Origin of the sequence: Streptomyces sp. SID13031 (assembly GCF_010548305.1) — a bacterium.
In the GTDB taxonomy this organism is placed as follows: Bacteria; Actinomycetota; Actinomycetes; order Propionibacteriales; family Kribbellaceae; genus Kribbella.
The window spans coordinates 302,590-328,523 of record NZ_JAAGLV010000010.1 but is presented as its reverse complement, the minus strand read 5'-3'; the positions used below and the strand labels follow the sequence as shown (position 1 = coordinate 328,523).

Here is a 25,934-nt window from a genome sequence, read left to right as displayed (position 1 = left end):
CCTCCAGATACCCCACCCAAGCAGCCAACACCAACCGCACCACCTACCAAGCCACCATCAGCATCACCATCCACACCCCGCCGCCTTGACACCGCCCCAACCCGCCTAACTAACCGGCCTTGGGGTTAACCCCTCAGACGGCGGGGTCGCCGTGGCGGGTGGCGGGTGGTGGGTGGCCGTCAGGCGTTGGAGCGGCGGCGGCCGTGGGGGTTGGGTGGGGGCTGGCCGGTCAGGCGGGCGTTCTCGGCCATTCGGTCCAGGCGTTCGCGGCGGCCGGCCGGGAAGGTGACGAAGGTGATGATCATGGCCAGCAGCGCGGCGCCGACGACGATCCAGCGCAGGCTGTGGTTCTTCTTCGGCTCGGTACTCGCGTTGGCGCTCGGCTTCGGCGTCGCGCCGGGCGTGGCGGCTGCCGGGGGTTTCGCGGCGACCGGTTTTGCCGGGGCAGCCATCTGGTAGACGACCGAGCCCTTGCCCTCGCTGCCGACCAGGATGTCGCTGCCCGACGGGCCCACCGCGACGGACTCGCCCTGCGCGACCGGAGTCGTCGCCTGCGCCACCACCGTCGGGGTGTCCCCCCAGGCCAGCGTGGTGACGTCCAGGTACGTCCGTAGTACGACGGTCTTGCCGTCCGGCATGAAGGTGCCGTCGGTGACGCCGTATGCGGAGACCGGGGCGGCGGCGAGCTTGGTCAGCTTGTTGGTGCCCTCGCGGGTGGCGCTCTCGGGAGCCGCGTAGATGGCGCCCGCCTTCTTCTTGACCTTGGTGACGAAGTACAGCCGCTTCGTCTGCGGCTCGATCAGCAGCGTCTCGGCGTCGTGGGCGCCATCGGGGTACTCGAAGTCGTACCGGTGGAACTTGACGTTCTCCTCGTCCTCGAGCCGGGCCGGCTCGGGGATCGTGTAGACCTCGATCATGTCGCGGTTCTTGTTGTTGTCCCCGATGTCGGCGATGTAGATGGTGCCGTCGTTGTCGACCGCGATCGCCTCGACGTCCTTGACCGGCGCCTTGAACTTGAGCTGGACGCGGACCTTGCCCGTCTTGTCGACGCCGAACACCCGGGCAGTATCACCGGAGTCGTTCACCGTCCACCAGATGCCGTCGTACCTCGAACTCTTCGCCAGCCCGGAGGACTCCTCCACGCGGCTGTCGTCGATCGAGAACAGTCTCTTCGGCGCCCCGGGGGTCGGTTCGGCGGCGGCCGAGTCGCTCGCGCGCGGCGTAGTACCGGAAGCGCCGGCTGAACCGGCTGGGATCGCGGCCCCGGCCAGGCTCAGCAGGGTGACGGCGGTCAGGGTCAGGGCGTTGCGCATCAAGCTCAAAGCACCGCCTCATGCTCGGGGGCGAGGACCAGCGTCGCCAAGTGTGGCTTGACCTGCCACTCCCCGATCAGCGCCTCGTACTCCGCCTGCACGTCCGGGCCGGCCGCGGCACCCGTCCGGGCAGCGCGCAACAGCAGATTGCGCGGCGTGTGCTCACTGTCCACGAACTGCACCACCTCTACCCGGTAACCGACCTGTCGGAGCACCGCCGCCCGCAGGGAGTCCGTCAGGACGTCGGCGAACCGCTCACGAACGATGCCATATCTGGTGAGAAGCGCATAAGGCGCCGGAGGTTCGACGTTCTTGAGCTGCTTTTGGATGTCGTGGTGGCAGCAAGGCGCCGCGAGGATCAGCGGCGCCTGCCAGCCGACCGCCCGGGCGAGCGCGTCGTCGGTCGCCGTGTCGCAGGCGTGCAGCGCCAGGACGACGTCCGGCGGGGCGTCCAGCTCGGCCGCTTCGATGGTCGCGTCGATGAACTTCAGGTGGTCCTGCCAGCCCAGCGCGGTGACCCGCCTGGTGTTCCGCTCGCGCGCGGCCGGAGTGCGATCGATACCCGTCATCCGGACGTCGTGCCCCGCCGCGGTCAGCAGGTGGTACGCCGCGAGCGTGAGATAAGCGTTCCCGCAGCCGAGATCGACCACCTGCAGCGGGCGCCCGGTCTCGATCCGGCCCGCCGCCAGCGCCTCCTCGAGAGCCGGCAGCAGCAACTTGCAGAACTCGTCGATCTGCTTGTACTTCGACTGCCGCGACGGCTTCACCCGGCCGAGATGGTCACTGATCCCCAGCTCGACCAGGAACGGCGCCGCCGGGTCGAGCATCCGCTGCTTGGTGCGATCGTGCGAAGTCTCCTGCTCGTGCTGCTCCGTCTGGCGGTGGAGCAGCGACTTGCCCTTCTTGGTGTAGCGCAGCCGGAGGGTCTCGGTGGTCGTCTCGATGTGCCAGTTCCCGTACGGGACGCCCAGCAGCTCGTCCACCACCGTGTCGGCGGCGGCCGTCCCCGCGTTGCGGGTATGCGCCTGCCGCTCGTCGTACTCGGTCACCTGCAGATGCCGGACACCCTTCAGATCGACATACCGCAGCTCCACCCGCTGGTACTTCGGTGCCTCCGCGCCTCGCCGCCGCCCGGACCCGACCGCTCGCACCAGTCCACCCGGCTCCAGCAATGCAGCCCGAACCGCGGCCCGCGCGACAGACTCCTCGCCCGGATCGCCCGCCCGCTCATCAGCTTCCTGCTCAGCCTGCATCGCGCCATTGTCGCCGACCACTCCCCGAGATCACAAAAGGGTCTCGCAGGATTCCTCCAAAGACCCACGAACCCCAGCACCTGGTAACCACCCACAGCCCCAACGGCGAGGTCCGGTGGGTAGGCCTCACTTGTCTGTGGTGGGGAGTGTGGCGTCAGGTGAGTTTGGCGTCTTCGGCTAGGAGGTTGAGGGCTTTCAGGCGGGTTTCGATGCCGCCTGGTTGGCGGCCCAGGGCGGTGACGAGCTGGTCCTTGGTGGCGTTGTCGTTGAAGAGTTGGGTCAGGAGGTCTTCCTGGTCCTTCGTCCAGCCTCGGTAGGCGTTGGGGTAGGTCTTGCGGGCTTCTTCGACCCGGCGGCCGAAAGAGCGGGCAGCGGGGAGTTCGAGGGCGCGGATGCGGAGCAGGCGGTGGCGGCCGACCTCCTCGCCGTCGCGCCAGAAGACCACTACGCCGTCGTCGAACGTCATCAGATCGGACGGGACGTCGCAGTAGTCGGCGTCCTCGAGCATCACCCGGACCATGGTTTGTCTCCTTCATGTCGACGGGCCGCCCGGCTGGTACAGCCGCGTCCGTGCCCTTCAGTTGGTTCTCAACAGAGAAGATGCCGCGATTCGCCCTCGCTCCGGCGACCGAATTTCTGAGCTGTGGACAATCCAACTGCAAAGTCAGTTTGCAAAAGCTCTTTGCAAAGCGCCTTTGCAGTCGCAGCCTGAGTTCATGACCGACCAGCACGAGAGCGACCAGCACCAGACCGAGCACAAGACCGGGCACCCGACCGTGGAGCTGGCCGGTGCCGCTCTGCGGGCGCTCGCTCACCCGATGCGCAACCGGATGCTCGGCCTGCTCCGCATGTACGGCCCCGCCACCGCCACCACGCTCGCCGGCCGCCTGGGCGTCAACACCGGCGCCACCAGCTACCACCTGCGCCAGCTCGCCGACGCCGGCCTGGTCGTGGAGGACGACAGCCGCGGCAACGCCCGCGACCGCTGGTGGAAGGCGGCGCACCTGGGGACGTCGTTCGACACCGGCGCGCTGCTCAAGAGCGAGCCCGAGCTGACGATGGGCTTCCTGCACGGCCTCGGCCAGGTCTTCGCGGAGAACATGTTCCGCGCGATCGACGAACAGCAGACCCAGTCGCCCGAGTGGCTCGACGCCAGCCTGATCACCGACTACACGTTCCAGCTCCGCCCGGCCGAGCTCAAGTCGATGCTGACCGAGGTCCAGGCCGTCTTCGAGAAGTACAGCACCGACCTCACCCAGCCCCTGCCCGACGGCGCTGAGCAGGTGTCCGTCCAGATCCAGGCCTTCCCCCGGGAGACACGATGACCGCCACGCTCGCGCCCCAGCCGCAAGTACAAGCTCCAACAGCCGGTCCGCCGAACCGGGCGCCGCTGATCGCCTTCCTCATCGCCAACGTCGTCTCCGTCTGCGGCACCAGGGTGAGCGCGATCGCCATCCCCTGGTTCGTCCTGGTCAGCACCGGCTCCCCCACCAAGACCGGCCTGGTCTCACTCGCGGAGATGCTCCCCCTGGTACTCAGCAAGGCTTTCGGTGGCCCACTGATCGACCGGATCGGCCCACGCCGGGTGAGCATCGTCGCCGACGCCGGCAGCACCCTGGTGGTCGCACTGATCCCCCTCCTGCACGCCCTGCATCTCCTCTCCTTCCCGACCCTCCTGGTCCTGGTGGGAATCGCCGGCACTCTCCGCGGCCCGGGCGACGCAGCGAAGGGCACTCTCGTCCCCGACATCGCCGAGGCCGCCCGCGTACCGCTGGAGCGCGTGACCGGCCTGGAGAGCACCACCGAGCGGCTCGCCGGCTTCTTGGCGTTCGGCCTCGCCGGTGGCCTGATCGCCTTGCTGGGTGAGGTCAACGCCCTCTGGATCGACGCCGCGTCCTTCGGGGTCTGCGCCGCCCTGTTCGTCATCTGGGCCCCGCACCGCAAAGCCACCACGCATCGCAAAGCCACCACCAGGATCACGGCAGCAGGAGCAGTAAGGACAACAGACGGAGCAGAGTCGCCGGAGGAGGAAGGCAGCTACTTCCAGCGCCTGCGCGAGGGCTGGACGTTCCTCCGCAAGGACAGGCTGATGATGCCGCTGGTCCTGATGATCTCGGTGACCAACCTGCTCGACGCGGCGACGGTGGCCGTGATGATCCCGGTCTGGATGCGCACGCACGGCTACGGCCCGGGCCAGACCGGCATGGTCCTCACCGCGTTCTTCATCACCGCCACCGTGTTCGCCCTGGTCGCGGCGAGCATCGGCGAGCGCATCCCCCGTCGGGTCGCGTTCATCCTCAGCTTCCTGATCTGCGGAGCACCACGCTTCGTCGTACTGGCCCTGGACGTCCCGCTGTGGGTAGTACTGGCCACCTACGCGATCGGCGGCGTCGGGGGTGGCTTCATCAACCCGATCCTGGGCGCACTGTTTGTCGAGCGAGTACCGCGGCAGATGCTGGGCCGGGTCAACTCATTGGCGAGTTCTGTCGGCTGGGCCGGCATCCCGCTGGGTGGCGTACTGGCCGGCGCGACCATCGCCGGTATCGGCCTGGCCCCGGCCTTCCTGGTCGCAGGTGGCCTCTACCTCGCCGCCACGCTCGCGCCGATTCTCTTCGGTCGCAACGAGAACTGGGGCGGCCAGACAGCTAAGCAGGATCTCCCGGATCCTCAGGGAACGGCGGACTGCCGGGATCTGGTGGCAGTCCCCACATCTTCGGCTTCGTAGCCGGCGGAGTGCCCTGCCGGGCGGCCTGCCGCCGCAGCCGGTCGCTCTCAGCACCGAGCAGGCCCAGCAGGACAAGGTCCAGACTCATCCCGCCGACAGCGGCGAACTGCGTCCCGGCGAACTGGAACACCTGAGTCACCAGCAGCGACACCAGTACTGCGAGCTCGAACAACCGCACCGCCCGAACCCGATCCCCGGCCCGCAACCGCAACCCGCCCCGTACGGTGAATGTTGCCGACAGCAAGCTCCCGGCAACCACCCCCAGTACCGGCAGATCCGTCACCAACCGCCCATCGTCAAGCCGAAGCGCAGCCGCGATGACCGGCGCACCAAGTGCCTGCACGGCCAGTACTGCGACCGTAACGGCCGGAGCGAGCGGATGGGTCGCCAACCGGTCGAACCCTCGCTGCAGAGCCCGCCAAGCCGCGTCGATCGGTGCAGCGAGCTCCACCTCGTCTGGCGGACAGGCAGCCAGCAGGGCACGCGCCTCCAGCCGCCCGACGACATCCGGCCCGACTGCCCGCAACTGCTCCGACGCCTGGGCCCGCCGGCGCCGGGACAACCCACCGGCCACCCCCTCGACGGCATGGTCGACCACGTTGGCCAACTGCTCCCGCTGGTCGATCGGCCGCCGGTTGTTGACGAACCGGGAGCCGAGCACGATCAGCACGAACACGACGTACATGATCGCCGCGGTCGGTTGGTAGAAGTAGTTGTTGTCCGAGGTGACGAACTTCCCGACCTCGTCGATGAACAGCCCGAAGCCGATACCGCCGACCAGCGCCGCAGCCGGCCGGACCACCGGACCGACGTACGAGAGCAGCAGGTAGATCGCCAGCAGCATCAGCAGGCCGCCGGGCAGGACGTGCGCGATGTGCAGGCCCTTGCCGCCGATCTGCGGGTAGCCGCTCAGCCCGAGGATCAGCCGCGTGATCAGGACGGTCGAGACACCCGACACCACGAAGGTGGTCAGGTGCTCCCCGGTCCGGACATTGCGGACCAGTCCCGCCCGCAACAGGTAGGACGACCGCTCGCTCATCGCGCCAGAGCCGCGATCACCACGATCGCGACCAGCGCCGCTAGTACGACAGAAGTGACGAGCCGTCGGGTCCGGGGGTCCACCGGCTCAGGCTAGTGGACCCCCGACCTGGCCGGTCAGGCCAGTGGGTAGTTGCCGACCAGGAGGCCGTGCGGATCGACCTGCTGCTTGATCTCCCGGAGCCTGGCGAGGTCCCCCTCGCTGAAGACGTCCTGCAGTGTCCCGTCGGCTCCCAGCATGGACGGGATCAAGTCCCCCGCGTGCCATGGCGCCACTGCATCCTTCAACGCCAGCAGAGCCTGCCGGGCCGGCTGCTCCAGCTCAGGCGCCGGCAGGATCGCCAACGCACTCAGCGCGTACTTCGCTGCCGGGTCGGCCGCTGCCACCCCTGGATGGCCCACCTCCTGGCTCGCCCGCAGGTGCCGCAACTGCACTTGGAAGATCAGCGACGGCTGCCCCGCGTACTTGAGCAGTACGCCGATCAGCTCCGGCGTGAGCTCGTCGAAGGTGACTGTCTCGATCGTGAAGGAGGTTGGCTCCACCGGCTCCTGAGTGACCTCCGCGATCGAGCCCGGAGTCTGCGGCCCGACGGAGTCGACCACCGCAGTACCGGCCGCTCGGATCGGCGCCAGAGCCGCCTCGAGCGCAGCCGGATCGAACGGAGTCGCCCCATCGATCATGCAGAACGACTGGCCGCGGATCGGCTCCGGCATGAACGGTGCGTCCGGGAAGTGGGTCAGGTAGGCCCACAGCGTAACCTGCCCGGCAGCAGACTCGGTGGCCTGCTTGTACGCCGTCAGTACGGCCTCGGCCTGGTCGATCGGGAACATCAGCCGGCCACCGGTGATCTCCGGCGCCAGGAACAGCTCCACCTCGACCGAGGTCACCACGGCGAAGTTGCCGCCGCCCCCACGTAGCGCCCACATCAGGTCCGGCTCAGTGGAGTCGTCGATCCACCTCCGAGATCCAGAGGCGTCCACGATCTCTGCTGCCCGCAAGCTAGCGGCCCCTGAGCCGTAGGGGCGGGAGAACCAGGACAGGCCGCCGTTGGTGCAGTAGCCGACCACCGAGACGTCCCCGGTCGAGCCGAGCAGGCCGGTGAGCCCGGTACCGTCCAGGGCCGTCTGCAGGGCACCCCACCGCACCCCTGCACCGACCCGGGCGATCCTTGCGTGGGAGTCGACCCAGATGTCGTCCAGCGCGTTGGTACGCAGCACGATCGTCTGGTCGAGCGACCTGGTCGCGCCGTGTCCCCCGGCCTGCGCCGCCACCTTCAGGCCGTGGGCGGCGGCAAACGTCACTGTGTGTTCGACGTCGCTCGGCCCCGCGGCCTCGACGACCGCCAGCGGCCGCTGGTCGACGGTCAGGTTCCAGGCCGTTCGGACGGACTCCCAGTCCGGATCTTCGGGTGTGACCACCCGGCCGGTCAGCACTTCGCGCAATGGTTCGATCATGGCGTCAGCCTCGGGCGCGGCCGCCGTGACCACCATCCCAGCTTTCTGGGGTTCTGGTTGCCACCGGCACCTGCCCATACTGGCGAGGTGAAGACTTACCACGCGGAATCGGCCCGCGCGGGCCTGGAGGCTGCCAGCCGGGCCGGTCTGACCTCTGACGACTTCAGCACGGTCGCGATGGAGTTGCTCGAAAGGGCAATCCCCTACGACGCGATGTGCATCGGCACGACCGACCCGGCCACCAGGCTGAGTACCGGCGCCGTCAAGGTCAACATGGCCGCCAACACCGGCACACAGTTCGCCGAGCACGAGTACGGCGTACCGGACTTCAACCTGTTCGTGGATCTGGCGGACCGGCCGATGGCGGTCGGGATCCTGGCCGACGCGACCGGGGGCGACAACCAGCGCAGTGCCCGGATCCGGGACCTGCAGCATCTCTTCAGCACCGAGCACGAGATGCGCGGCGTGCTGCGGACCGGCGACCAGATGTGGGGCACGTTCGCGATGTACCGCGAGCCCGGCCGGAGTGGGTTCTCCCCGGCCGAGGCGGAGTTCATGCACCGGACCGAGAAGCTGATGGCGATCGGGATGCAGCGCGGGCTGATCGCCACCGACCTGACGCGGCCGGAGCGATCCAACCCGTCCTCGGCGGTGCTCATCTTCGACCAGCACGGGGAGGTCGTCTCCGCGACGCCGGGAGCCGAGCAGCGCATCGTGGAGCTCGGCGGAGATCTGTGGTCGCAGCTGCCGTTCTCAGTGGCCGCAGTGGTCTCGGCGGCTCGCGCTCAGGTGGAGGACGTAGTACCGAGGTCTCGGCTTCGGTCTGCCGGCGGTGAGTGGCTGGAGTTGCATGCGGCACCCATCCGTGGCCGGGACGGGCTGACCGGGCAGATCGCCGTCACCATCGACGCGGCCGGGCCGCCCAAGGTCATCCCGCTGATCGTGGCGGCGTTCGGCCTGACCAGTCGCGAGCAGGACGTCATCCAGCAGGTCCTGCGGGGTGACAGCACCAGCGAGATCGCCGCGGCGTTGCACCTGTCGCCGTACACGGTCCAGGACCACCTCAAGATGATCTTCGAGAAGGTCGGAGTCTCCAGCCGGCGGGAGCTGTCCTCCAGGATCTTCTTCAGCCACTACGCGAACCAGTCGGTCAAGGACGCCGGTATGCACCAGCTGCGATCTGGTTCGGAGTGATGGACGGGATGCGCGGTTTGTCGGTCATACCCTTGACGATCGTTGCCGCGGGCGCCGACCGGTATCCCAGTTCTTGGGGGGTTCCGGGTCCCAGATATCTGGGGTGCCGTCCGCTCGCCACCCGGCGCACACTGGTCTCGTGAAGACTTATCACGCCGAATCCGCGCGGGCGGGGCTCGAGGCGGCGGCCGAGGCAGGGCTCGCGTGGGAGGACTTCTCGCTGGCCGCGGTCGAGTTGCTGGAGCGCGCGATCCCGTTCGACTCGATCTGCATCGGGATCGCCGATCCGGCAACCAACCTGGTCACCGGTCGGGTGATGGTCGACCTGGCGCACTCGAACGAGGAAGAGTTCGTTCAGTACGAGTACGAGATCCCGGACTTCAACCACTTCGCCGACCTGGCTCGCCAGGAGGTGGCGGTCGGCATCCTGGACGAGGCCACCAACGGCAACCGGCTGCACAGTCCACGACAGCGGGACTACCTGCCAGGGCTGGGCATCGAGCACGAACTGCGGGGCGCGGTCCGCAGCGGCGGCCGGATGTGGGGCGTCTGCACTCTGTACCGCAGCCGCGGCCGGGTCGGCTTCTCGCCGGCCGAGGCGCAGTTCATGCACCGGATCGAAAGCACCATGGCTCTGGGCTTCCGGCGCGGCCTGATCTCATCCAGCGTCGAGCAGGCCGGCCGGGACTCTTCCGCTGCCGTGCTGATCTTCGATGCCGACAACGAGCTCATCTCCGCCAGCGCCACCGCAGAGGAATGGGTCGCCGAGCTCGGCGGCGACCTGTGGGGCAAGCTGCCGTCCTCGGTCACCACCGTCGCGGCTGCTGCGCGCGCGGTGGCCGCCGGCACCGCGCAGTACGTGCCGAACCTGCGCCTGCGCAGCAGAACCGGCCAATGGCTGGCCCTACACGGTACGCCGATCCGCGACCGCGACGGCCTGACCACCCAGATCGCCGTGACGATCGAGGCCGCCGGCGCCGCCAAGATCATCCCGCTCATCGTCGCGGCGTACGGGCTGACCGATCGCGAGCGCGACGTCGTCCAGCACGTCCTGCTCGGTGACAGCACCAACCAGATCGCCGCCGCGCTGCACCTGTCGCCGTACACGGTCCAGGACCACCTCAAGGTGATCTTCGACAAGGTCGGAGTCTCCAGCCGGCGCGAACTGTCGTCCCGGATCTTCTTCAGCCAGTACTCCGGCCGCTTCGGCAAGAGCCTGAACGCCGATGGCTTCTTCACCGACTGACTACGCGCAGGGAACCGTCTGCCGGGGAAGCTCGCTGCTAACGTTCGGCCCATGCAGGGAGGGAGCATCGACGAGGAACAGGCGAGCAGCGGCGGGCGCCGCAGTCAGCGCGTCACGATCAGCGACCTCGCTCGCCGGCTGGATATCTCCAAGGCCTCGGTCTCGTACGCGCTGAACGGCCGCTCCGGCGTCAGCGAGGAGACCCGCCAGCGGGTCCTCAGCCTCGCCGCCGAACTCGGCTTCCACCCGAACTCCGCCGCCGTCGCACTCTCCGCGAGCCGGACCAAGACGATCGGCATCGTGATCGCCCGCGACCCGGCGCTGATCTCGACCGAGGCGTTCTACATGCGCACCCTGGTCGGCATCGAGCAGTACCTGAACGAGGTCGACTCCTCGCTCCTGCTCCGGCTGACCGGCGAGCAGGGCCAGGACCTCGACGTACTGCGCCGCTGGAGCCGGCAGGGCCGGGTGGACGGGTTCATCCTGTTCGACGAGCACAACGACGACCCGCGGATCCCGTTGCTGAAGGAGCTCGGAGTCCCTTGCGTGGTGGTCAGTTCCAACGCGCCGGACGACGGCGTGGGCCGGCTGATCAGTTCGCCCGACCAGACCGTGCGGCTCCTGGTGGGGCACCTGGAAGAGCTGGGTCACCGCGACATCGCCCACGTCAGCGGGCCGTTCACCTTCGTGCACGAGCAACTGCGGGTCAAGCTGCTCAGGGAGTACGCCGAGGCACGCGGCATCCGGGTCACCCACTTCGAGGGCAGCTACCAGTACGCCGATGGCGCCGAGATGACGCGCAAGGTGCTGGCCGGCAAGAACCCGCCGACCGCGCTCATCCTGGGCAACGACCTGATGGCCGTCGCCGCGTTGCGGGTGGCCGTGGAGCTCGGCACCGGAGTACCGGACGAGCTGTCGATCCTCGCCTGGGACGACTCGCCCTTGTGCGAGCTGGCGCTCCCCGGGATCACCGCGGTCGACCAGCAGACGATGGAGCGCGGGCGGATGGCGGCCGACCTGCTGTTCCGGATCGCGGCAGGCGAGTCCGGGCTGCACTGGGAGACCCCCTCCGGCGTACTACGCGTGCGCGACTCGTCGGCCGCGGTTGCCCGCAGTACTCGCTGAGGCGGGTATCCAGCGCAGTACCGGCCGTTACGAGACCTTGCGTGATTGTGCGCAGGGAGCGACATATTGCGTGCGTAATCTGCATCACATCGGGTACCCGGTCACGGTGAAGTAACAAACTCGGGCTAACTGAACCGGTTCGGGTTCCCATGCTTAACCGGTTAGGCCACTATGGGCCCGACCAGCCTCCGCTCTCCTGCCGGAGGCTCGATGGGACGAGGGAGTCCGACGTGAGACTGCGTTCGCTTGTAGCCGCAGCAGCGGTGTCCGCCCTGGGAATCAGCCTGGCCGCTTGTGGTGGCAGCGACTCGGGCGACTCCTCTGGCGGCAGTGGTGGAGACCAGACGCTGACCTACTGGGCCAGCAACCAGGGCACCAGCCTGGACAACGACAAAGAGGTGCTGACCCCGGTACTGCAGAAGTTCACCGCGGACACCGGCATCAAGGTCAACCTCGAGGTGATCGGCTGGAACGACCTGCAGACCCGGATCCAGACGGCGACCACCTCGGGTCAGGGCCCGGACGTCGTCAACATCGGCAACACCTGGGCCGCCTCGCTGCAGGCGACCAACGCGTTCCTGCCGTTCGACGGCGACGCGATGACCGCGATCGGGGGCAAGGACAAGTTCGTGCCGACGGCTCTGGCGACCGGCGGCAAGGAGGGCACCGACCCGACCTCGGTCCCGCTCTACGGTCTGGCCTACGGCCTGTACTACAACAAGGCGATGTTCGCCGCGGCCGGGCTGCAGCCGCCGAAGACCTGGGAAGAGATGGTCAGCGCCGCGCAGAAGCTGACCGACCCCGCGAAGAAGACGTGGGGTATGGCGCTGGCGGCCGGCAGCTACACCGAGAACGTGCACTTCGCCTTCATCAACGCCGCGCAGAACGGCGCGGACTGGTTCGACAAGGACGGCAAGCCGACCTTCACCGGTGACGGCAACGTGCAGGGCGTGCTGCGATACCTCGACCTGATGCAGAAGGACAAGGTCGCCAACCCGTCGAACGCGCAGTACGACAACGGCACCAAGTCGGTGAACGACTTCGCCACCAAGAAGGTGGCGATGGTGATCAACCAGAACAACGCCGACTCCTCGATCGTCGCCAACGGCATGAAGGCCGGCGAGTACGGCGTGGTGCCGTTCCCCGCGCCGGCCGGAGCGGCCCAGCAGGTCGCCAGCCACGTGGCCGGGATCAACCTGTCGATCTTCAAGAACACCAAGAACAAGGACGCGGCGCTCAAGTTCGTCAAGTACATGACGGACGCGACCACCCAGACCACGCTGGGCAAGCCGTTCTCCTCGCTGCCGGTGCTCAAGGACGCCAAGCCGGTCTTCACCACGGACGCGACCGAGGCTGCGACGTTCCAGGACATCTACAACACCAAGTCGAAGCCGCTGCCGCTGGTACCGGCCGAGGACCAGTTCGAGAGCACCGTCGGCAAGGCGATGAACGGCCTGTTCGCCAAGATCGCCACCGGCGGCACGGTCAGCGCCGACGACGTGAAAGCCGCGCTGAAGACGGCGGAGGATCAAGTGGCGGCCAGTAGCTGATGTCAGTAGCCACCGAAAAGGCTCCCGCCGCGACGGCCCCCAAGCCGTCGCGGCGGGGGCTGGACCGCCGGCCCGGGCTGAGCCGGCGACTCCCCTATCTGCTGCTCGCTCCGGCGGTACTGCTGGAGTTGCTGATCCACATCGTGCCGATGCTGGTCGGCATCTGGATGAGCTTCGTCAAGCTGACCAAGTTCTTCATCGCGAACTGGTCGGCCGCGCCCTGGGCGGGCTTCAACAACTACCGGGTCGCCGTCGACTTCCACGACGCGGTCGGCGAGGGGCTGCTGAAGTCTTTCGGCGTCACGATCGCCTTCTCGCTGATCACGCTGGCGCTGGCCTGGTGTCTCGGGATGGCGGCCGCCGTCGCCCTGCAACCACCGTTCAAGGGGCGCAGCGCAGTACGGACGTTGTTCCTCGTGCCTTACGCGCTGCCCGCGTACGCCGGGATCCTGACCTGGAACTTCATGCTCCAGCGCGATACCGGTGCGGTGAACCACGTGATCGTCGACAACCTCGGCCTCACCTCGGACCGGCCGTTCTGGCTGATCGGCAGCAACGCGCTGGTCTCGCTGATCACCGTCGCGGTCTGGAAGCTGTGGCCGTTCGCGTTCCTCACCTTGATGGCGGGCCTGCAGAGCATCCCGCGCGACGTCTACGAGGCTGCCGCGGTCGATGGCGCCGGCACGGTTCGGCAGTGGCGCAACATCACCCTGCCGGCTCTGCGGCCGGTCAACCTGGTGCTCGTGCTGGTGCTGTTCCTGTGGACGTTCAGCGATTTCAACACGCCGTACGTGCTGTTCGGCAACGCGCAGCCGCCCGCGGGTGACCTGATCACCTTCCACATCTACAACGCGTCGTTCCTGACCTGGAACTTCGGCTCCGGTGCGGCGATGTCCGTGCTGCTGCTGATCTTCTTGATGATCATCACCGGCGCCTATCTGATCGTCACCGGCCGGAGGTCCCGACGTGCGTGACACCAAGGGTTTCAAGGTTTACCGAGGGATCGTGCTGACCGTCCTCGGCCTGTTCGTCCTCGTCCCGCTCTACGTGATGGTGACGTCCTCGCTCAAACCGCTGAGCGACGTCCAGGGCGCCTTCACCTGGTGGCCGTCGACGATCACGCTCGACCCGTTCGTCGACATGTGGAAGACGGTGCCGCTGGCCCGGTACTTCGTCAACAGCACGATCGTCTCCGTGGTCGCGACGGTGTGCTCGGTCGCGATCGCGATCCTGGCGGCGTTCGCGGTGTCCCGGTTCCGGTTCCGCGGGCGGACCGTCTTCACCACCACGGTGCTGTCGACGCAGATGTTCCCGGGCGTGCTGTTCCTGCTGCCGTTGTTCCTGATCTTCGTGAACATCAACAACTCGATCGGGCTGCAACTGGTCGGCACCCGGCTGGGTCTGATCATCACGTATCTGACCTTCAGCCTGCCGTTCTCGATCTGGATGCTCGCCGGGTACTTCGACAGCATCCCGCGCGAGCTCGACGAGGCGGCGCTGGTCGACGGGTGCGGCCCGATGGGCGCGCTGATGCGGGTCGTCCTGCCGGCCGCGCGACCGGGGGTGATCGCGGTGGCGATCTACTCGTTCATGACGGCCTGGGGTGAGGTGCTCTTCGCCTCGGTGATGACCACGGAGGCCAACCGGACGTTGTCGGTCGGCCTGCGGCAGTACTCCACCCAGACGAACGTCTACTGGAACCAGATCATGGCCGCTGCCCTGGTGGTCAGCATCCCGGTCGTGATCGGCTTCCTGCTCGCCCAACGCCACTTCGTGGCCGGAGTGACCGCCGGAGCCGTCAAGTAAACAGCCGGCCGGGCGCTCCTTCTGGGCCGCCCGGCCGGCTCTCAGCTGAAGAGCTTCTCGCCCCAGTACGAGCCTGGTTTGACGCCGGCCGGGCAGGCGAAGATGCCGGAGCCGACGTGGCGGATGTACTCGTTCATCGTGTCCGTGCGGGACAGCTGCTGCTGGATCGGGATGAACTGCTTGCGCGGATCACGCTGGTACGCAAGGAAGAACAGCCCGGCATCCAGGCGACCGAGGCCGTCCGAGCCGTCGACGAAGTTGTACCCACGCCGCAGCAGCTCCGCACCCTTGTTGAACTGCGGGTGCGCGAGCCGGATGTGCGAGTCCATCGCAAGCTTCGGCTCGCCGTCGGCGTTCTTGGCGTTGAAGTCGATCAGGTCGAACTCGTCGGCCTTGCCCAGCGGAGCGCCGGTGCCCTTGCCGCGGCCGATGATCTGCTCCTGCTCGCCGAGCGACGTCCGGTCCCAGATCTCGATCGTCATCCGGATCCGGCGCGACACCAGGTACGAGCCGCCGACCATCCAGTCCGGGCCGTCCTCGGGCTGCACCCACAACTGCTGCTCGAGCTTGTCGGTGTCTTCCAGCTTCAGGTTGTTCGTACCGTCCTTGAAGCCGAACAGGTTGCGCGGCGTCGTCTGCGCCCGGCTGGTGGACGACGTCCGGCCGAAACCGAGCTGGGAGTAGCGCACCACGGTGGTGCCGAAGCCGATCCGGGCCAGGTTGCGGATCGCGTGGACAGCGACCTGCGGGTCGTCCGAGCAGGCCTGGATGGCGATGTCGCCACCGCTGCGGTTCGGGTCCAGGTTGTCGGCGATGAAGTGCGGCAGGTCGACCAGCGCGGCCGGCCGCTTCCCCTTCAGCCCGAACCGATCGTTGCCCTTGGCATCGACAAAGAAGCTCGGGCCGAAGCCGATGGTCAACGTGAGTCGCGCCGGTGGCAGGCCGACCGCCTCGCCAGTGTCCTCCGGTGGGGCTTCGCCCGGGCCGTTCACCGCGCCGTACTGGCCGATGTCACGTCCGGCCGTCATCAGCGCGGCCGCTGCCGTCCACTCCTTCAGCAAGGAGATGACCGCTTCGCGCTTGGTCGCCGTCACGTCGAAGGTGGCGAAGTGCAGCCGGTCCTGCGCGGGCGTGACGATGCCCGCCTGGTGAGTGCCGTGGAATTCGACCGGGCCGGTGTTGTCGGCAGCCTGCGACTCCTCGGTCGACAGGGCCGAGTGAACGGCGTACCCGGCGACTCCTGTCGCGACGGCGGCTCCCGCCGCGCCGAACAGGCCGCGACGGGAGATGCCTTGACGCTTCTCGGACTCGCTCATTTCTTGGCGATGACGCCGGCGACCTTGCTGACCGGCTCGGCCAGCGCGTCCACGATGCCGCCGAGGGTCTTCTGCTCGGCGGCGCTCAGGGCGTAGGGCTTGAAGCCGTCGGCGGTCCGGTACTTGTCGACCGCGGCGAAGACTGCCTTGAAGTTGGTGTCCAGCGTGACCACCAGAGCGGCGTCGCGCTTCTGCAGGGCCGGGCGCAGCGCCTGGATCGCGGCCTGCGATCCCTCGACGTTGGCCTGGAAGTCCCACAGGTCGGTATGCGAGTAGCGGTCCTCTTCACCGGTGATCTTGCCGGTCGCGACCTCGTCGAGCAGTTCCTTGGCGCCGTTGGCCAGCTGCAGCGGGTTGAGCTTCACGACCTTGGCCTTGGCGACCACGGTCTTCACGTCGACGAGCAGCTGGTCGGCGTACTTCGCCATCCCCGCGGTGCTGTTCTTCTCCCACAGGGCCTGCTCGATCCGGTGGTACCCGGTCCACTCGGTGCCGGGCTCGACGTCGTTGATGCGGGCGTCGATCTTCGGGTCGAGGTCGCCGAACGACTCCGCGACCGGCTCGATCCGCTCCCAGTAGGTGCGGGAGATCGGGAAGAGCTCCTTGGCCTTGGCGATGTCGCCGGCCTTGACCGCGGTGACGAACTCGGTGGTCTTCTGCTCGAGCGCGATCGCCTGCGAGTTCACGTAGCGCTGGTAGCTCTCGGTGGCCTGCTTCAGCGCGGTGTCCTCGTCGATCTGCGCGGCGGCGTCACCGGTGACGTTGAGGTCACCGCGGATGCCGTCGCCGATCATCCCGGGCTTGCAGACCGCCTGGTACTTGCCGGTCGGCAGCTCGACGATCAGGTCGCGCTTGAGGCCGGGTCCGATGTTCTCGACCTCACCCATCACCCGGTCGCCCTCGGCGTACACGTAGAACTCGGTGACCTTGCTGCCGCCGTTGGAGACCGAGAAGGTGCTGGTGCCCGACTTGACGTCGGTCCGGCTCAGGCCGCACTCGGAGTCGGTCGCCTTGACCGTGACCGGGCCGGTGCCGTCGTCGGAGGCGGCCGGCTTGTCGTCCGCACAGCCGGTCAGGCCGGCCAGCAGCAGTACCGCGCCGATGGCGGCGGCTCGACGGGTGGTGATCATGGGTTCTCCTGGACGGTTCGGGTGGATCGTGCTGTTTCGGTCCGCGCGTCGGCGGGCACCGCGGGCGGCGGGGTGAACTTGACCGGGCGGAAGTACAGCACCAGCACCGGTACGAGGTAGGCCAGCCAGGCGATCGCTTCGATCACCGTCGGGGCCGGGTTGAAGTTGAAGATCCCCTTCAGCAGGACGCCGTACCAGCTGTCCGGCGGGATCACGTGGGAGATGTCGAAGGCGAGGTTCTGCAGGCCGGGCAGGATGTTCGCCTCCTGCAGGTCGTGGAAGCCGTAGGCGAAGATGCCGGCCGCGACCAGGATCAGCAGCGCGCCGGTCCACTTGAAGAAGACGGCGAGGTTGACCTTCACCGCGCCGCGGTAGATCGCGAAGCCGAGCACGACGGCGGTGCCGAGACCGAGCAGGACACCGACGAACGGCGTGGCCGTGGTCGCGGTGGCCGCCGACGCGTAGACGATGAAGGCGGTCTCGATGCCCTCGCGGAAGACCGCCAGGAAGGCCAGCAGGACGATCGCCCGGCTGCCGATCTCGAGCGCCTGGCCCATCCGCTCGCGCAGCTCCCGGGCGATACTGCGCGACGCCTTGCGCATCCAGAAGATCATCCAGGTGACGAAGCCGACCGCGACGATCGACATCACCCCGCCGATCGTCTCCTGGGTGGTGAACGACCTGGCCGTGAGCGAGGTGATGAACTGCAGCAGCGCCCAGCCGCCGACCGCGACGGCGATCGCGGCGCCCACTCCGATCCAGACCAGTCTGAGCCGGTCACGGTGCCCCGACTTCACCAGGAAGGTGGCGAGAATGCTGACCACCAACGACGCTTCGAGGCCTTCACGAAGACCGATGAGGTAGTTGGCGAGCATGGCGGGAACTCCAAGTATTAGGTACGGCTAACCTTCCGAAGGTTAACCTAAGAAATCCCATTCGCCCACTGTGTCGTAGGCAGCACCATGGCTCGGGCCCTCACCGAGACGCGATGAGACCAACTCGATACTTTCCGCTGTCCAGGACGGGCCCTCGTAGGTGTCGAAGATCCGCACCCACCGGACCACATCCATCGGCTGCCGCAGCCGCGCCAGCGTCAGATGCGGGGTGAATTTGCGCCCGTCGACGGTCACCCCCGCCTTGTTCGCCGCTGACCGCGTTGTCATCGCCAGATGCGGCAACGCGTCCGACCCGTCTTTCACCCCGGTCCACAGCACGCGCGCATCCGCCACGCTCGGAAACGCCCCGGATCCGGCCAGCCGCAGATCGAACGGCTTCTGCCGCCCAGCCGCCCGCTCGAGCCCTTCGGCCAATTCCTCGGTCTTGTACTCCGGTACGTCACCCAGGAACGCCAGGGTGATGTGCCAAGTCTCGTCGGACGCCCACCGAATGTCCTCGTCCGGGTGATCTCTCCGGGGGCCGACGAACTCGGCCAGGTGCTCGACAACCTCCGCCGGAGGAACCACCGCCACAAAAAGTCGCATCCCACGATTTTAAAGGCCGGTGTCCAGCCGATAGGAATTCTTTGCGGCGATCAGCAATCCATCGTCGGGAAGGTATAGCCCTGGGCCGTCAAGGTCTCCAGCGCCTGGTCGAGGGCGGCGACGGTTTGGCTGCGGTTGCCGCCACCGTCGTGCATCAGGACGACGCTGCCGCTGCGGGCCTGGGTGAGGATGCTGTTCACGATCGCCTGCTTGCCCGGGCGTTGCCAGTCGAGGGTGTCGACGTCCCACAGCACGGGGATCATGCCGGCCGCCCTGACGTCGGCGCGGACCTTGTCGTTCACCGCGCCGTACGGGGGCCGGAAGCATTTCGACTGCGGGCCGTCGAAGATCTCGTGGTGGCGTTTGGCCGCCGAGACCTTGGTCAGCTGCGCATGCGAGATCGAGTGGCTGCCGATCGTGTTGCCTGCGGCAAGCACCTGGTCGCGGATCGCGGGATGCGCCGCCTGCATACTGCCCAGCTCGAAGAAGGTGCCATGGGCGTCGTACTTCGCCAGCACCGCCAGGACCTGCGGCGTCCAGACCGGATCCGGTCCATCGTCGAAGGTAAGGAATAGCACCTTCTTGCCGCCGGCAACCGCGGTCGGGTTACCGGCCGGCTCGTGCGACGCACTGGCAACCGGCGTACTCGAACTCTGAGCAGTCGTCGGCTTTGCTGTCGGCCTTGCTGTCGGGGCTTTCGTCGAGGTCGTGGACACAGTCTTGTCCGGTGCGGTGGCAGACGCCTGATCCGCCTGTGCCAACCCGAAGGCAACCACCCCGGCGACGACAAAGGCAGCCGAGATACCGATGCCGGTATTGATGAAGGCACCGAGCTTGCGGGACATGACAACTCCTCATGAATCAGACGGACGTTCCCCCGAGCCCCTCGTCCAGGAGCTTCAAAACATGAGACGCCCCAAACCCCGATCCAGTTGGAAGTACGGATTGGAGATCTGGTGGCCGGGGGTTCGGCCGATCGGTGTCATGGCACGGACCTGTCTTCGGGAGTGGGAAGGGTGGCAAGGAATCCAGGGTTGCCTGCTGGCATGAGACGAACTCTGGGTGCTTTGGGCGCCACGGTGGGTTTGCTGGTTTCCGGGTTGGTTGTGCCTGCTGGGGCTGCAACCGCCATCGACTGGTCGAGTTGCAGTGATCCGGCGCTGGTACAGGCGGGGGCTGAGTGTGGGGTCTTGGAGGTGCCGCTGGATCGGGCGCGCCCCCAGGGCGCCACGGTGAGGTTGGCGTTGGCTCGGGTGAAGCACAAGGTGCCTGAGGCGCAGTACCAAGGGGTTGTGTTGTCGACGCCTGGGGTGCTGGGTGGGTCCGGGTTGCGGAACGCGTTGATCGGGGCGCAGTTGCCGGCCGCGGCTGCGGATCGGTACGACTGGGTCGGGTTCGCGCCGCGGGGGCTGGCGCCGAGTGTGCCCGCGTTGAGTTGTCAGCCGAACTACATGGACTACAACCGGCCGAACTACGTGCCGACGACGGCAGCCTTGGAGAACACTTGGCGCGCGCGGACCAAGTCGTACGCCGATGCCTGTGCAGCGGCTCAGCCCGCGCTGCTCGACCACATGAAGACGACTGACACGACTGCGGACATGGAGAGCATCCGTACTGCGCTCGGTGTCCCCCAGGTGACCTTGTTCGCGCAGTCCTATGGGTCGTACACGGGTGAGGTCTACAGCACGCAGTACCCGAGCCGGGTGAAGCGGTTGATCCTCGACAGCTCCGTCGATCCGCGGCGGGTGTGGTTCGGGGCGGCGGCGTTCGACCAGGATGTGCCGTTGCAGCGCAACCTGTTCCTGTGGTTCGACTGGCTGGCCTCGCATGACGACGTGTACCACCTCGGCAAGACGCGTGCGATGGTCAACAAGGTCTGGACCGAGCAGCTCCGTCGAGTCAGCGCGACGCCGGTCGAGGGACTCGTCGGCTTCGACGAGTGGATCGACGTCTTCCTCGTCTCGCCGTACTTCCAGCTCGCCTGGCCGACCCTCGGCTCGGCCTTCGCGGGCTGGGTAAACAACGGCGACGGCGCCACGTTGAAGGCGCTCTTCGACCAGTTCTCCCAACGGGGTAACGACAACACGTACGCCGCTCTGCTCGGCCAGATCTGCACCGACGCACCTTGGCCGTCCAACTGGCAGACCTGGCGCAACGCCTCCTGGGCCGCGCACGCCCAGGCGCCGAACACCACGTGGGGCAACACCTGGTTCAACGCCCCCTGCATCGATTGGCACGCCGACGCCGGCCAGCCAGTACGGATCGACGGCTCAAAGGTCAGCAGCGCGCTCCTGATCCACGAAACCCTCGACGGCGCCTCCCCCTTCGAAGGCAGCCTCGAGGTCCGCTCGCGCTACCCGCGGGCGGCCCTGCTCGCCGAGACAGGCGGCATCTCCCACGCCGCAGTCCCCAACGGCAACCCCTGCGTAAACGCGGCAATCGCCGCCTACCTCACCGACGGCACCCTCCCAACCCGCAAGCCCGGCCGCCAAGCCGACCTGAACTGCCCACCGAACCCACTACCGACCCCGTAAGACCGCTGCGTCGCCCAACTGCGAAGACACCCCCGGCAAGTCAGGAGGGCTGGGGGTGCAACGCACTTGGAACACCGTGGGACAACGGTCCGGAACTCTCCGCAGGTCACAGCGGACGACTGACGCAACGGCTTCGTAACTGTCCCAATAATCGCACCACCGGACCCGGTCCCTAAGCTTTACCGGCTCGGTCGCTCTCGGTAGCGTCTTCTCATTCGGCACGTGCATCTGCACGTGCATTACCGCCTCGGCGGTTCGATTTACGGAGAAGACCATGTCACGATCCCGCAAGCAAACCCGCCGTGAACGACCCCGCACGTCTGTCCTGGTGGTGGTCGTCATCCAGTGGCGAACCGCTGTCCTCGCCTCGGTCCTGCTGGTGGCGAACATGTTCGTGCACGGCAGCTTCGGCGCGATCGCCGGCCGATGAACGTCCTGTCCGTCTCCACCCCGGATACCGGCGCGCCGGCACCCCGTTCCTACGTCTTCGACTTCGCTCAACTTCTGAAGCGCGCCCGCGCCGACGCTGAGCTCAGCGGCCGGGCGCTCGCCGGCCGGATCAAGTACTCACCCACCCGCGTGGTTCGGGCCGAAGGCGGGAAGGAGTTGCCCAACTGGATGTTCACCCGGGAGTACCTCGGCGGCTGCGGCATCGGCCGGGACGTCGTGCTGGCGTGGCACGGGTTGTGGCAGATCGCTCGCGGTGCCGAGAGGGAGCTTCGGGCCGACCAGAAACCAGCCGAGATCCGGGGCTGGTTCTGGACCATGGCCGAGGACGACTGGGCCGAAGGCGTCGTCGCGATCAACCGGCCCGACCCGATGCTGGCCAGACTCGCCCACGTCACGACAGCACACGACCTCGGCGCGGAGATCAGGGCTCTGGCTGACCGCCAGGGCGCTGGTTCACTGCGGAAGGTCGAAGCCCAGACCGAGATCCCGAAGACGACACTTCATCGCTGGTACACCGGCAGAGCCACCCCCGACGCCGCCCAACTCAGCCGGCTGCTGACAGCATTCGGTGCGCCACAGACCATCCAGCGAGCGTTCACCCTGACGCTGACGCGAATGAGCGGCGGCGTCTGCAGGGGCGCCGACATCGAATCGGAGAGCATCTGCACTCTCGGCGAGTTTCACCGAGGACCGCACCGCGCGAAGGACGGCTCGGAGTGGCTGGACGACGGCGATCCCGACGACTATCACCCCCGCGACCGGCCGCGCCTGCGGCAGTGAGGTCGATCTGGTCCGGCTTGCCGGTCGGCGATCCTCAGCCACCCGTCGATCGGATGCGATGATCCCGGGGCAGATCGAAGGGCAGATGCTCGCCCTTCGCGCGCCGCGCTGGCGGCCGGCCGGCCGCTCGGTGTCGAGTGTGCTCCATGCAGCCGACCCATCGTTCAGCGCGTGCGAACTCGCGTCACCCGTCGCCGTCAGCGGCAGACGGCGTGAACTATCTGGAGGATTTCGAGGAGGACTTCACCAAGCCGCTGCTGCTGGGGTACCTGCGGCGAGACCTGCTGGTCGCCGACAGCCAGGTGGCAAACCTCGAGCGCCAGATGGCCCAGTTCGCCCGGGTGGAGGGATTCTCGATGGGCTTCACCTACGTCGAGGAGCAGGCCGGCTGGCCGATGGCGTTCGAGGCGCTGATCGAGTCGGTCAACCGCTATCGGGCCAGCGCGATCGTCGTTCCACATCTGTTGCACCTGACGGCGCTGGACGGTTCCTTCGACGCCAAGGACACCTTCGAGCGAGCAACCGGCGCACGGGTCCTGATGCTCGAAGGTTGACGGCTCGTTCCTTCCTGACCATGTTGCTGGTCGTTGGGTGGCAGGCGGGTGAGACTGGGGTATGGATGTTGGAGGGCGGAATCTGCCGGCGCCTTGTGTTGTGGTGCTGGTTGGGGCGGGGGCGGCGGGGAAGTCGACGTGGGCGGCTGAGACGTTCGTGCCGGAGGTGATCGTGTCGAGTGATCGGCTTCGGGCGATGGTCGGCGCCGGTGAGGATGATCTGGCGGCGAGTGCGGATGCGTTCGCGCTGCTCGAAGAGGTGGTCAGGCAGCGGATCGGGCGGCGGCTGACGACCGTCATCGACACCCTCGGGCTGGATCGCGAGCGACGGCGCAACTGGCTGGAGCTGGCCAGGGCGCAGGGGATTCCGTGTGTGGTGGTTGCGTTCGATACTCCGGCGGCGGAGTGTCGGCGGCGTAATCGGGAGCGGGTGAAGCGGATCCCGGCCGACGTGCTCACGGGGCAGCTCAAGAGCTGGGCGGCGGTCAAGAAGGAGCTACCCGACGAGGGGTACGACGAAGTGCTCGCGCCGCGCGCGGTACGCGTAGTACCGGAGGCGTTCGTGGCTGCGGCAGAAGCCGTGCAGCGGCAGCGCGATGCGCCGACGCAGTTGCGGTTCGGGTTGCAGTTGGGGAGTTATACGCACCAGAGCGGGCGGAAGACCACGGGAGAATGGATCAAGAAGGTCGGGGTCGCGGCTGAGGTGGCCGGGTTCGACGGGATTTATGTGATGGATCATTTTCGGCAGATTCCGCAGGTCGGGCGGGCTTGGGAAGACTTTTTGGAGAGTTGGACGACGCTCGCCTATCTCGCCGCCTGTACCGAGCGGGTGAAGCTGGGCACGCTGGTCAGTGGGATCACCTATCGCAACGTCGCGCACCTGGGGAAGATCGCTGCGACGCTTGACGTGTTGAGTGGTGGTCGCGCGGTGTGTGGGCTGGGGCTTGCGTGGTTCGAGCAGGAGCACAAGGCGTATGGGTGGGAGTTTCCTTCGGTCGGCGATCGGTACGCCCTGCTCGAAGACGCGCTGCAGTTGCTGCCCGCGATGTGGGGACCAGGCAACAAACCCTGGCACGGCAAGGTTCTCTACGTACCGGAGACTGCTTGCTATCCAAGGCCCCTACAAGATCCACTGCCGATCCTGCTAGGCGGCAGCGGCAAGCGCACATTGCGGCTAGCAGCCCGGTACGCCGACGCGGCCAACGTCTTCGGCGATGCCGCCAGGGTCCGCCAGTACTCCGAGTACCTCGCAAACCACACCGAGCCCGGCAAGGAACCACCGCGGCTCACCCAGCTGTCGACGACGCTCGTCGGCAAGGACGGTCAGCATCTCACCGAGCTGGTCGAGCGACGCCGCCCGCGCAACCAGGACCCGGCCAAATACGCGGCAACCGTCAACGCGGGCACCATCCCCGACCAGATCGGGCGGTTCCGCGAGCTCGCCGAGGCCGGCGCGACCGAGGTGATGCTCAGCCTGCCCGACCTCGACGACGACCTCGGTCCCCTCGAGACCATGTCCGAGGTGATCGCGGCGTTCCGCTGACTAGCTCTCCTTCAACTTCAGGTTCAGCAGAGCGTTCTCGATCAGCTCAGGCATGGCCGGGTGGATCCAGTACTGACCGCGGGCCATCGTGTGGGCGTCGAGGCCGAAGCTCATCGCCTGGATGACGGGCTGGATGACCGTCGGCGCCTGCGGGCCGATCACGTGGCAGCCGAGGATCTGGCCGGTGTCCGGGTCCGCGAGGATCTTGGCGAAACCGGTGGTGTCCTCCATCGCCCAGCCGTACGCGATATCGGCGTACGCCTGCTTGCCCACGACATACGCGACGCCCCGCTCGATCGCCTCTTCCTCGGTCAGCCCGACCGACGCGACCTGCGGCGAGCCGAAGACAGCATGCGGCACGAAACGATGATCCGACTCGATCCGGTCGTCCGGGTGCAGCAGGTTGTGCTGCACCACCCGCGCCTCGTGGTTGGCGACGTGCTTGAGCTGGTACGGCGAACAGAGGTCGCCGAGCGCGTAGATCCCCGCGACCGCCGTCTCCTGGAACTCGTCGACCACCACCCGGCCGTCGGATTCCAGCTCGATCCCGGTGGCATCCAGGTTGAGCAGGTCGGAGTTCGGCTTCCGCCCGACGGCGACGAGCAGCTCGTCGACGACCAGTTCCGCGGCGCCGTCCCGCGACAGCGTCTTCACCACGATCCCGTCGTCGCCCCGGTGCACCCGGATCGTCTCGTGGTCGATGAGAACGGTGTACGCCTTCTGGGCGAGCTCCGTATAGCGCTGGGCGATCTCGCGGTCCTCATGCCGCAGCATCAGCTGGGAACGCGCGATCAGCGTCACCTCGACGCCCAGCGACGAGAAGACGTGCGCGAACTCGGCGGCGACGAACCCGCTGCCGATGATGCCCAGCCGGCGCGGCAACTCGTCGAGCCGCATGACCGTCTCCGACGTGTGGAAGCCGGTCTCCGCCAGCCCCGTGATGTCCGGCACGATCGGCCGGCTGCCCGCGGCGAGCACGAACCGGTCGGCGGTCAGCACCTCGGTCGCGCCGCCCTCGTTGGCCGTCACGGTCAGCTCGCGCTCAGCGGTGAACCGGCCGGTGCCGTGGTACAGGGTGACGTTCACGTTGTTCGGGTGGTGTTCCCGGTACTCCGCTCCGCCGGCCGAGATCGGGTCGATCCGGCCGAAGACCCGGTCCCGGATGTCGGGCCAGCGCACGCCGGTGAGCTGCTCATCGACGCCGAGCCGGGAGCTGTGCGACGGGACGGCTGCCAGGTCGGCGGTGTGGACGAACATCTTGGTCGGGATGCAGCCCACGTTCAGGCAGGTACCGCCGAAGGTGCCGCGTTCGACGATCGCCACTTTCCAGTCCGCGAACTGCTTGGTCACGATCGTGTTGCCGGAGCCGGTGCCGACGACCACCAAGTCGTAATGAGTCACACCCCATTGTGCGCGTGGCGCTCAACTTGCACCCAACGGC

Annotated in this window: 24 protein-coding genes; 13 read left to right on the top strand and 11 right to left on the bottom strand. The window is 67.5% G+C overall.

Annotation, left to right across the window (positions count from 1 at the left end; translation table 11 throughout):
* Positions 1-179 precede the first annotated feature (179 nt).
* The 3 genes from G3I17_RS21835 to G3I17_RS21825 form a co-directional block, all read right to left on the bottom strand.
* On the bottom strand, positions 180-1,313 hold the full coding sequence (locus tag G3I17_RS21835; protein WP_164599165.1) for an esterase-like activity of phytase family protein: 1,134 nt from the start codon (positions 1,311-1,313) through the stop codon (positions 180-182).
* A 5-nt stretch (positions 1,314-1,318) separates the two neighbouring features.
* A complete protein-coding gene (locus G3I17_RS21830; RefSeq protein ID WP_164599163.1) occupies positions 1,319-2,566 on the bottom strand; it encodes an SAM-dependent methyltransferase in 1,248 nt (415 codons plus the stop codon).
* Positions 2,567-2,720: 154 nt separating this feature from the next.
* On the bottom strand, positions 2,721-3,086 hold the full coding sequence (locus G3I17_RS21825; protein ID WP_164599162.1) for a hypothetical protein: 366 nt from the start codon (positions 3,084-3,086) through the stop codon (positions 2,721-2,723).
* 196 nt (positions 3,087-3,282) lie between these two features.
* On the opposite strand from G3I17_RS21825, the gene G3I17_RS21820 reads away from it, so the two are divergent.
* Both G3I17_RS21820 and G3I17_RS21815 read left to right on the top strand, forming a co-directional pair.
* Entirely contained in the window at positions 3,283-3,891 is a 609-nt protein-coding gene (locus G3I17_RS21820) for a helix-turn-helix domain-containing protein (protein ID WP_164599160.1), read from the top strand.
* The gene (locus tag G3I17_RS21815; RefSeq protein WP_164599158.1) at positions 3,888-5,291 is read left to right on the top strand and encodes an MFS transporter; all 1,404 of its coding nucleotides are present in this window, start codon (positions 3,888-3,890) and stop codon (positions 5,289-5,291) included. Before G3I17_RS21820 ends, G3I17_RS21815 begins: the two co-directional genes overlap by 4 nt.
* Here G3I17_RS21815 and G3I17_RS21810 read toward each other — a convergent pair.
* Both G3I17_RS21810 and G3I17_RS21805 read right to left on the bottom strand, forming a co-directional pair.
* On the bottom strand, positions 5,212-6,330 hold the full coding sequence (locus G3I17_RS21810) for a hypothetical protein (RefSeq protein ID WP_203590551.1): 1,119 nt from the start codon (positions 6,328-6,330) through the stop codon (positions 5,212-5,214). The genes G3I17_RS21815 and G3I17_RS21810 overlap by 80 nt on opposite strands.
* A 116-nt stretch (positions 6,331-6,446) precedes the next feature.
* Positions 6,447-7,784, bottom strand: coding sequence for an FAD-binding oxidoreductase (locus G3I17_RS21805; protein ID WP_164599156.1), 1,338 nt, complete (start codon positions 7,782-7,784; stop codon positions 6,447-6,449).
* Positions 7,785-7,871: 87 nt separating this feature from the next.
* Here G3I17_RS21805 and G3I17_RS42180 point away from each other — a divergent pair, with 87 nt between their 5' ends.
* From G3I17_RS42180 to G3I17_RS21775, 6 genes are all read left to right on the top strand, one after another.
* Positions 7,872-8,978: a helix-turn-helix transcriptional regulator gene (locus G3I17_RS42180; RefSeq protein WP_164599154.1), complete on the top strand. Its 1,107-nt coding sequence runs from the start codon at positions 7,872-7,874 to the stop codon at positions 8,976-8,978.
* A gap of 139 nt (positions 8,979-9,117) precedes the next feature.
* Positions 9,118-10,224 carry a helix-turn-helix transcriptional regulator gene (locus G3I17_RS42175; RefSeq protein WP_164599152.1) on the top strand — a complete coding sequence of 369 codons (1,107 nt, stop codon included), beginning with the start codon at positions 9,118-9,120 and terminating at the stop codon, positions 10,222-10,224.
* Positions 10,225-10,275: 51 nt separating this feature from the next.
* Positions 10,276-11,349 carry a LacI family DNA-binding transcriptional regulator gene (locus G3I17_RS21790; RefSeq protein WP_164599151.1) on the top strand — a complete coding sequence of 358 codons (1,074 nt, stop codon included), beginning with the start codon at positions 10,276-10,278 and terminating at the stop codon, positions 11,347-11,349.
* 236 nt (positions 11,350-11,585) lie between these two features.
* A complete protein-coding gene (locus G3I17_RS21785) occupies positions 11,586-12,899 on the top strand; it encodes a sugar ABC transporter substrate-binding protein (protein ID WP_203590586.1) in 1,314 nt (437 codons plus the stop codon).
* Positions 12,899-13,873 carry a sugar ABC transporter permease gene (locus tag G3I17_RS21780; protein WP_164599147.1) on the top strand — a complete coding sequence of 325 codons (975 nt, stop codon included), beginning with the start codon at positions 12,899-12,901 and terminating at the stop codon, positions 13,871-13,873. The genes G3I17_RS21785 and G3I17_RS21780 overlap by 1 nt, the downstream gene beginning before the upstream one ends.
* Positions 13,866-14,705 (top strand): carbohydrate ABC transporter permease, encoded by an 840-nt coding sequence (locus G3I17_RS21775; protein WP_164599145.1) that lies wholly within the window; start codon positions 13,866-13,868, stop codon positions 14,703-14,705. Before G3I17_RS21780 ends, G3I17_RS21775 begins: the two co-directional genes overlap by 8 nt.
* A gap of 41 nt (positions 14,706-14,746) precedes the next feature.
* Here G3I17_RS21775 and efeB read toward each other — a convergent pair whose 3' ends face one another.
* From efeB to G3I17_RS21750, 5 genes are read right to left on the bottom strand one after another with little or no spacing between them, the layout of a single operon-like run.
* Positions 14,747-16,021 (bottom strand): iron uptake transporter deferrochelatase/peroxidase subunit, encoded by a 1,275-nt coding sequence (gene efeB / locus G3I17_RS21770; protein ID WP_164599143.1) that lies wholly within the window; start codon positions 16,019-16,021, stop codon positions 14,747-14,749.
* Entirely contained in the window at positions 16,018-17,151 is a 1,134-nt protein-coding gene (gene efeO / locus G3I17_RS21765) for an iron uptake system protein EfeO (RefSeq protein WP_164599141.1), read from the bottom strand. Before efeO ends, efeB begins: the two co-directional genes overlap by 4 nt.
* Positions 17,148-18,026 (bottom strand): iron uptake transporter permease EfeU, encoded by an 879-nt coding sequence (gene efeU, locus G3I17_RS21760; RefSeq protein ID WP_164599139.1) that lies wholly within the window; start codon positions 18,024-18,026, stop codon positions 17,148-17,150. Before efeU ends, efeO begins: the two co-directional genes overlap by 4 nt.
* Positions 18,027-18,068: 42 nt before the next feature.
* Positions 18,069-18,632 carry an RNA 2',3'-cyclic phosphodiesterase gene (thpR, locus tag G3I17_RS21755; RefSeq protein WP_164599137.1) on the bottom strand — a complete coding sequence of 188 codons (564 nt, stop codon included), beginning with the start codon at positions 18,630-18,632 and terminating at the stop codon, positions 18,069-18,071.
* A 50-nt stretch (positions 18,633-18,682) separates the two neighbouring features.
* Positions 18,683-19,477, bottom strand: coding sequence for a polysaccharide deacetylase family protein (locus G3I17_RS21750; protein WP_164599135.1), 795 nt, complete (start codon positions 19,475-19,477; stop codon positions 18,683-18,685).
* A 387-nt stretch (positions 19,478-19,864) separates the two neighbouring features.
* On the opposite strand from G3I17_RS21750, the gene G3I17_RS21745 reads away from it, so the two are divergent.
* The 5 genes from G3I17_RS21745 to G3I17_RS21725 all read left to right on the top strand — a co-directional run bounded on the left by G3I17_RS21745 (position 19,865) and on the right by G3I17_RS21725 (position 24,493).
* Positions 19,865-21,166: an alpha/beta fold hydrolase gene (locus tag G3I17_RS21745; protein ID WP_164599133.1), complete on the top strand. Its 1,302-nt coding sequence runs from the start codon at positions 19,865-19,867 to the stop codon at positions 21,164-21,166.
* A 274-nt stretch (positions 21,167-21,440) separates the two neighbouring features.
* A complete protein-coding gene (locus tag G3I17_RS21740; protein ID WP_164599131.1) occupies positions 21,441-21,596 on the top strand; it encodes a hypothetical protein in 156 nt (51 codons plus the stop codon).
* The gene (locus G3I17_RS21735) at positions 21,593-22,396 is read left to right on the top strand and encodes a helix-turn-helix transcriptional regulator (protein WP_164599129.1); all 804 of its coding nucleotides are present in this window, start codon (positions 21,593-21,595) and stop codon (positions 22,394-22,396) included. Before G3I17_RS21740 ends, G3I17_RS21735 begins: the two co-directional genes overlap by 4 nt.
* A gap of 212 nt (positions 22,397-22,608) precedes the next feature.
* Complete coding sequence (locus tag G3I17_RS21730) at positions 22,609-22,950, top strand: hypothetical protein (protein WP_203590550.1); 342 nt, start codon at positions 22,609-22,611, stop codon at positions 22,948-22,950.
* A gap of 100 nt (positions 22,951-23,050) precedes the next feature.
* Positions 23,051-24,493, top strand: a complete 1,443-nt coding sequence (locus tag G3I17_RS21725) for an LLM class flavin-dependent oxidoreductase (RefSeq protein WP_164599127.1) — start codon at positions 23,051-23,053, stop codon at positions 24,491-24,493.
* Here G3I17_RS21725 and G3I17_RS21720 read toward each other — a convergent pair whose 3' ends face one another.
* Positions 24,494-25,894 carry a mycothione reductase gene (locus G3I17_RS21720; protein ID WP_164599125.1) on the bottom strand — a complete coding sequence of 467 codons (1,401 nt, stop codon included), beginning with the start codon at positions 25,892-25,894 and terminating at the stop codon, positions 24,494-24,496.
* Between the last annotated feature and the right edge of the window lie 40 nt (positions 25,895-25,934).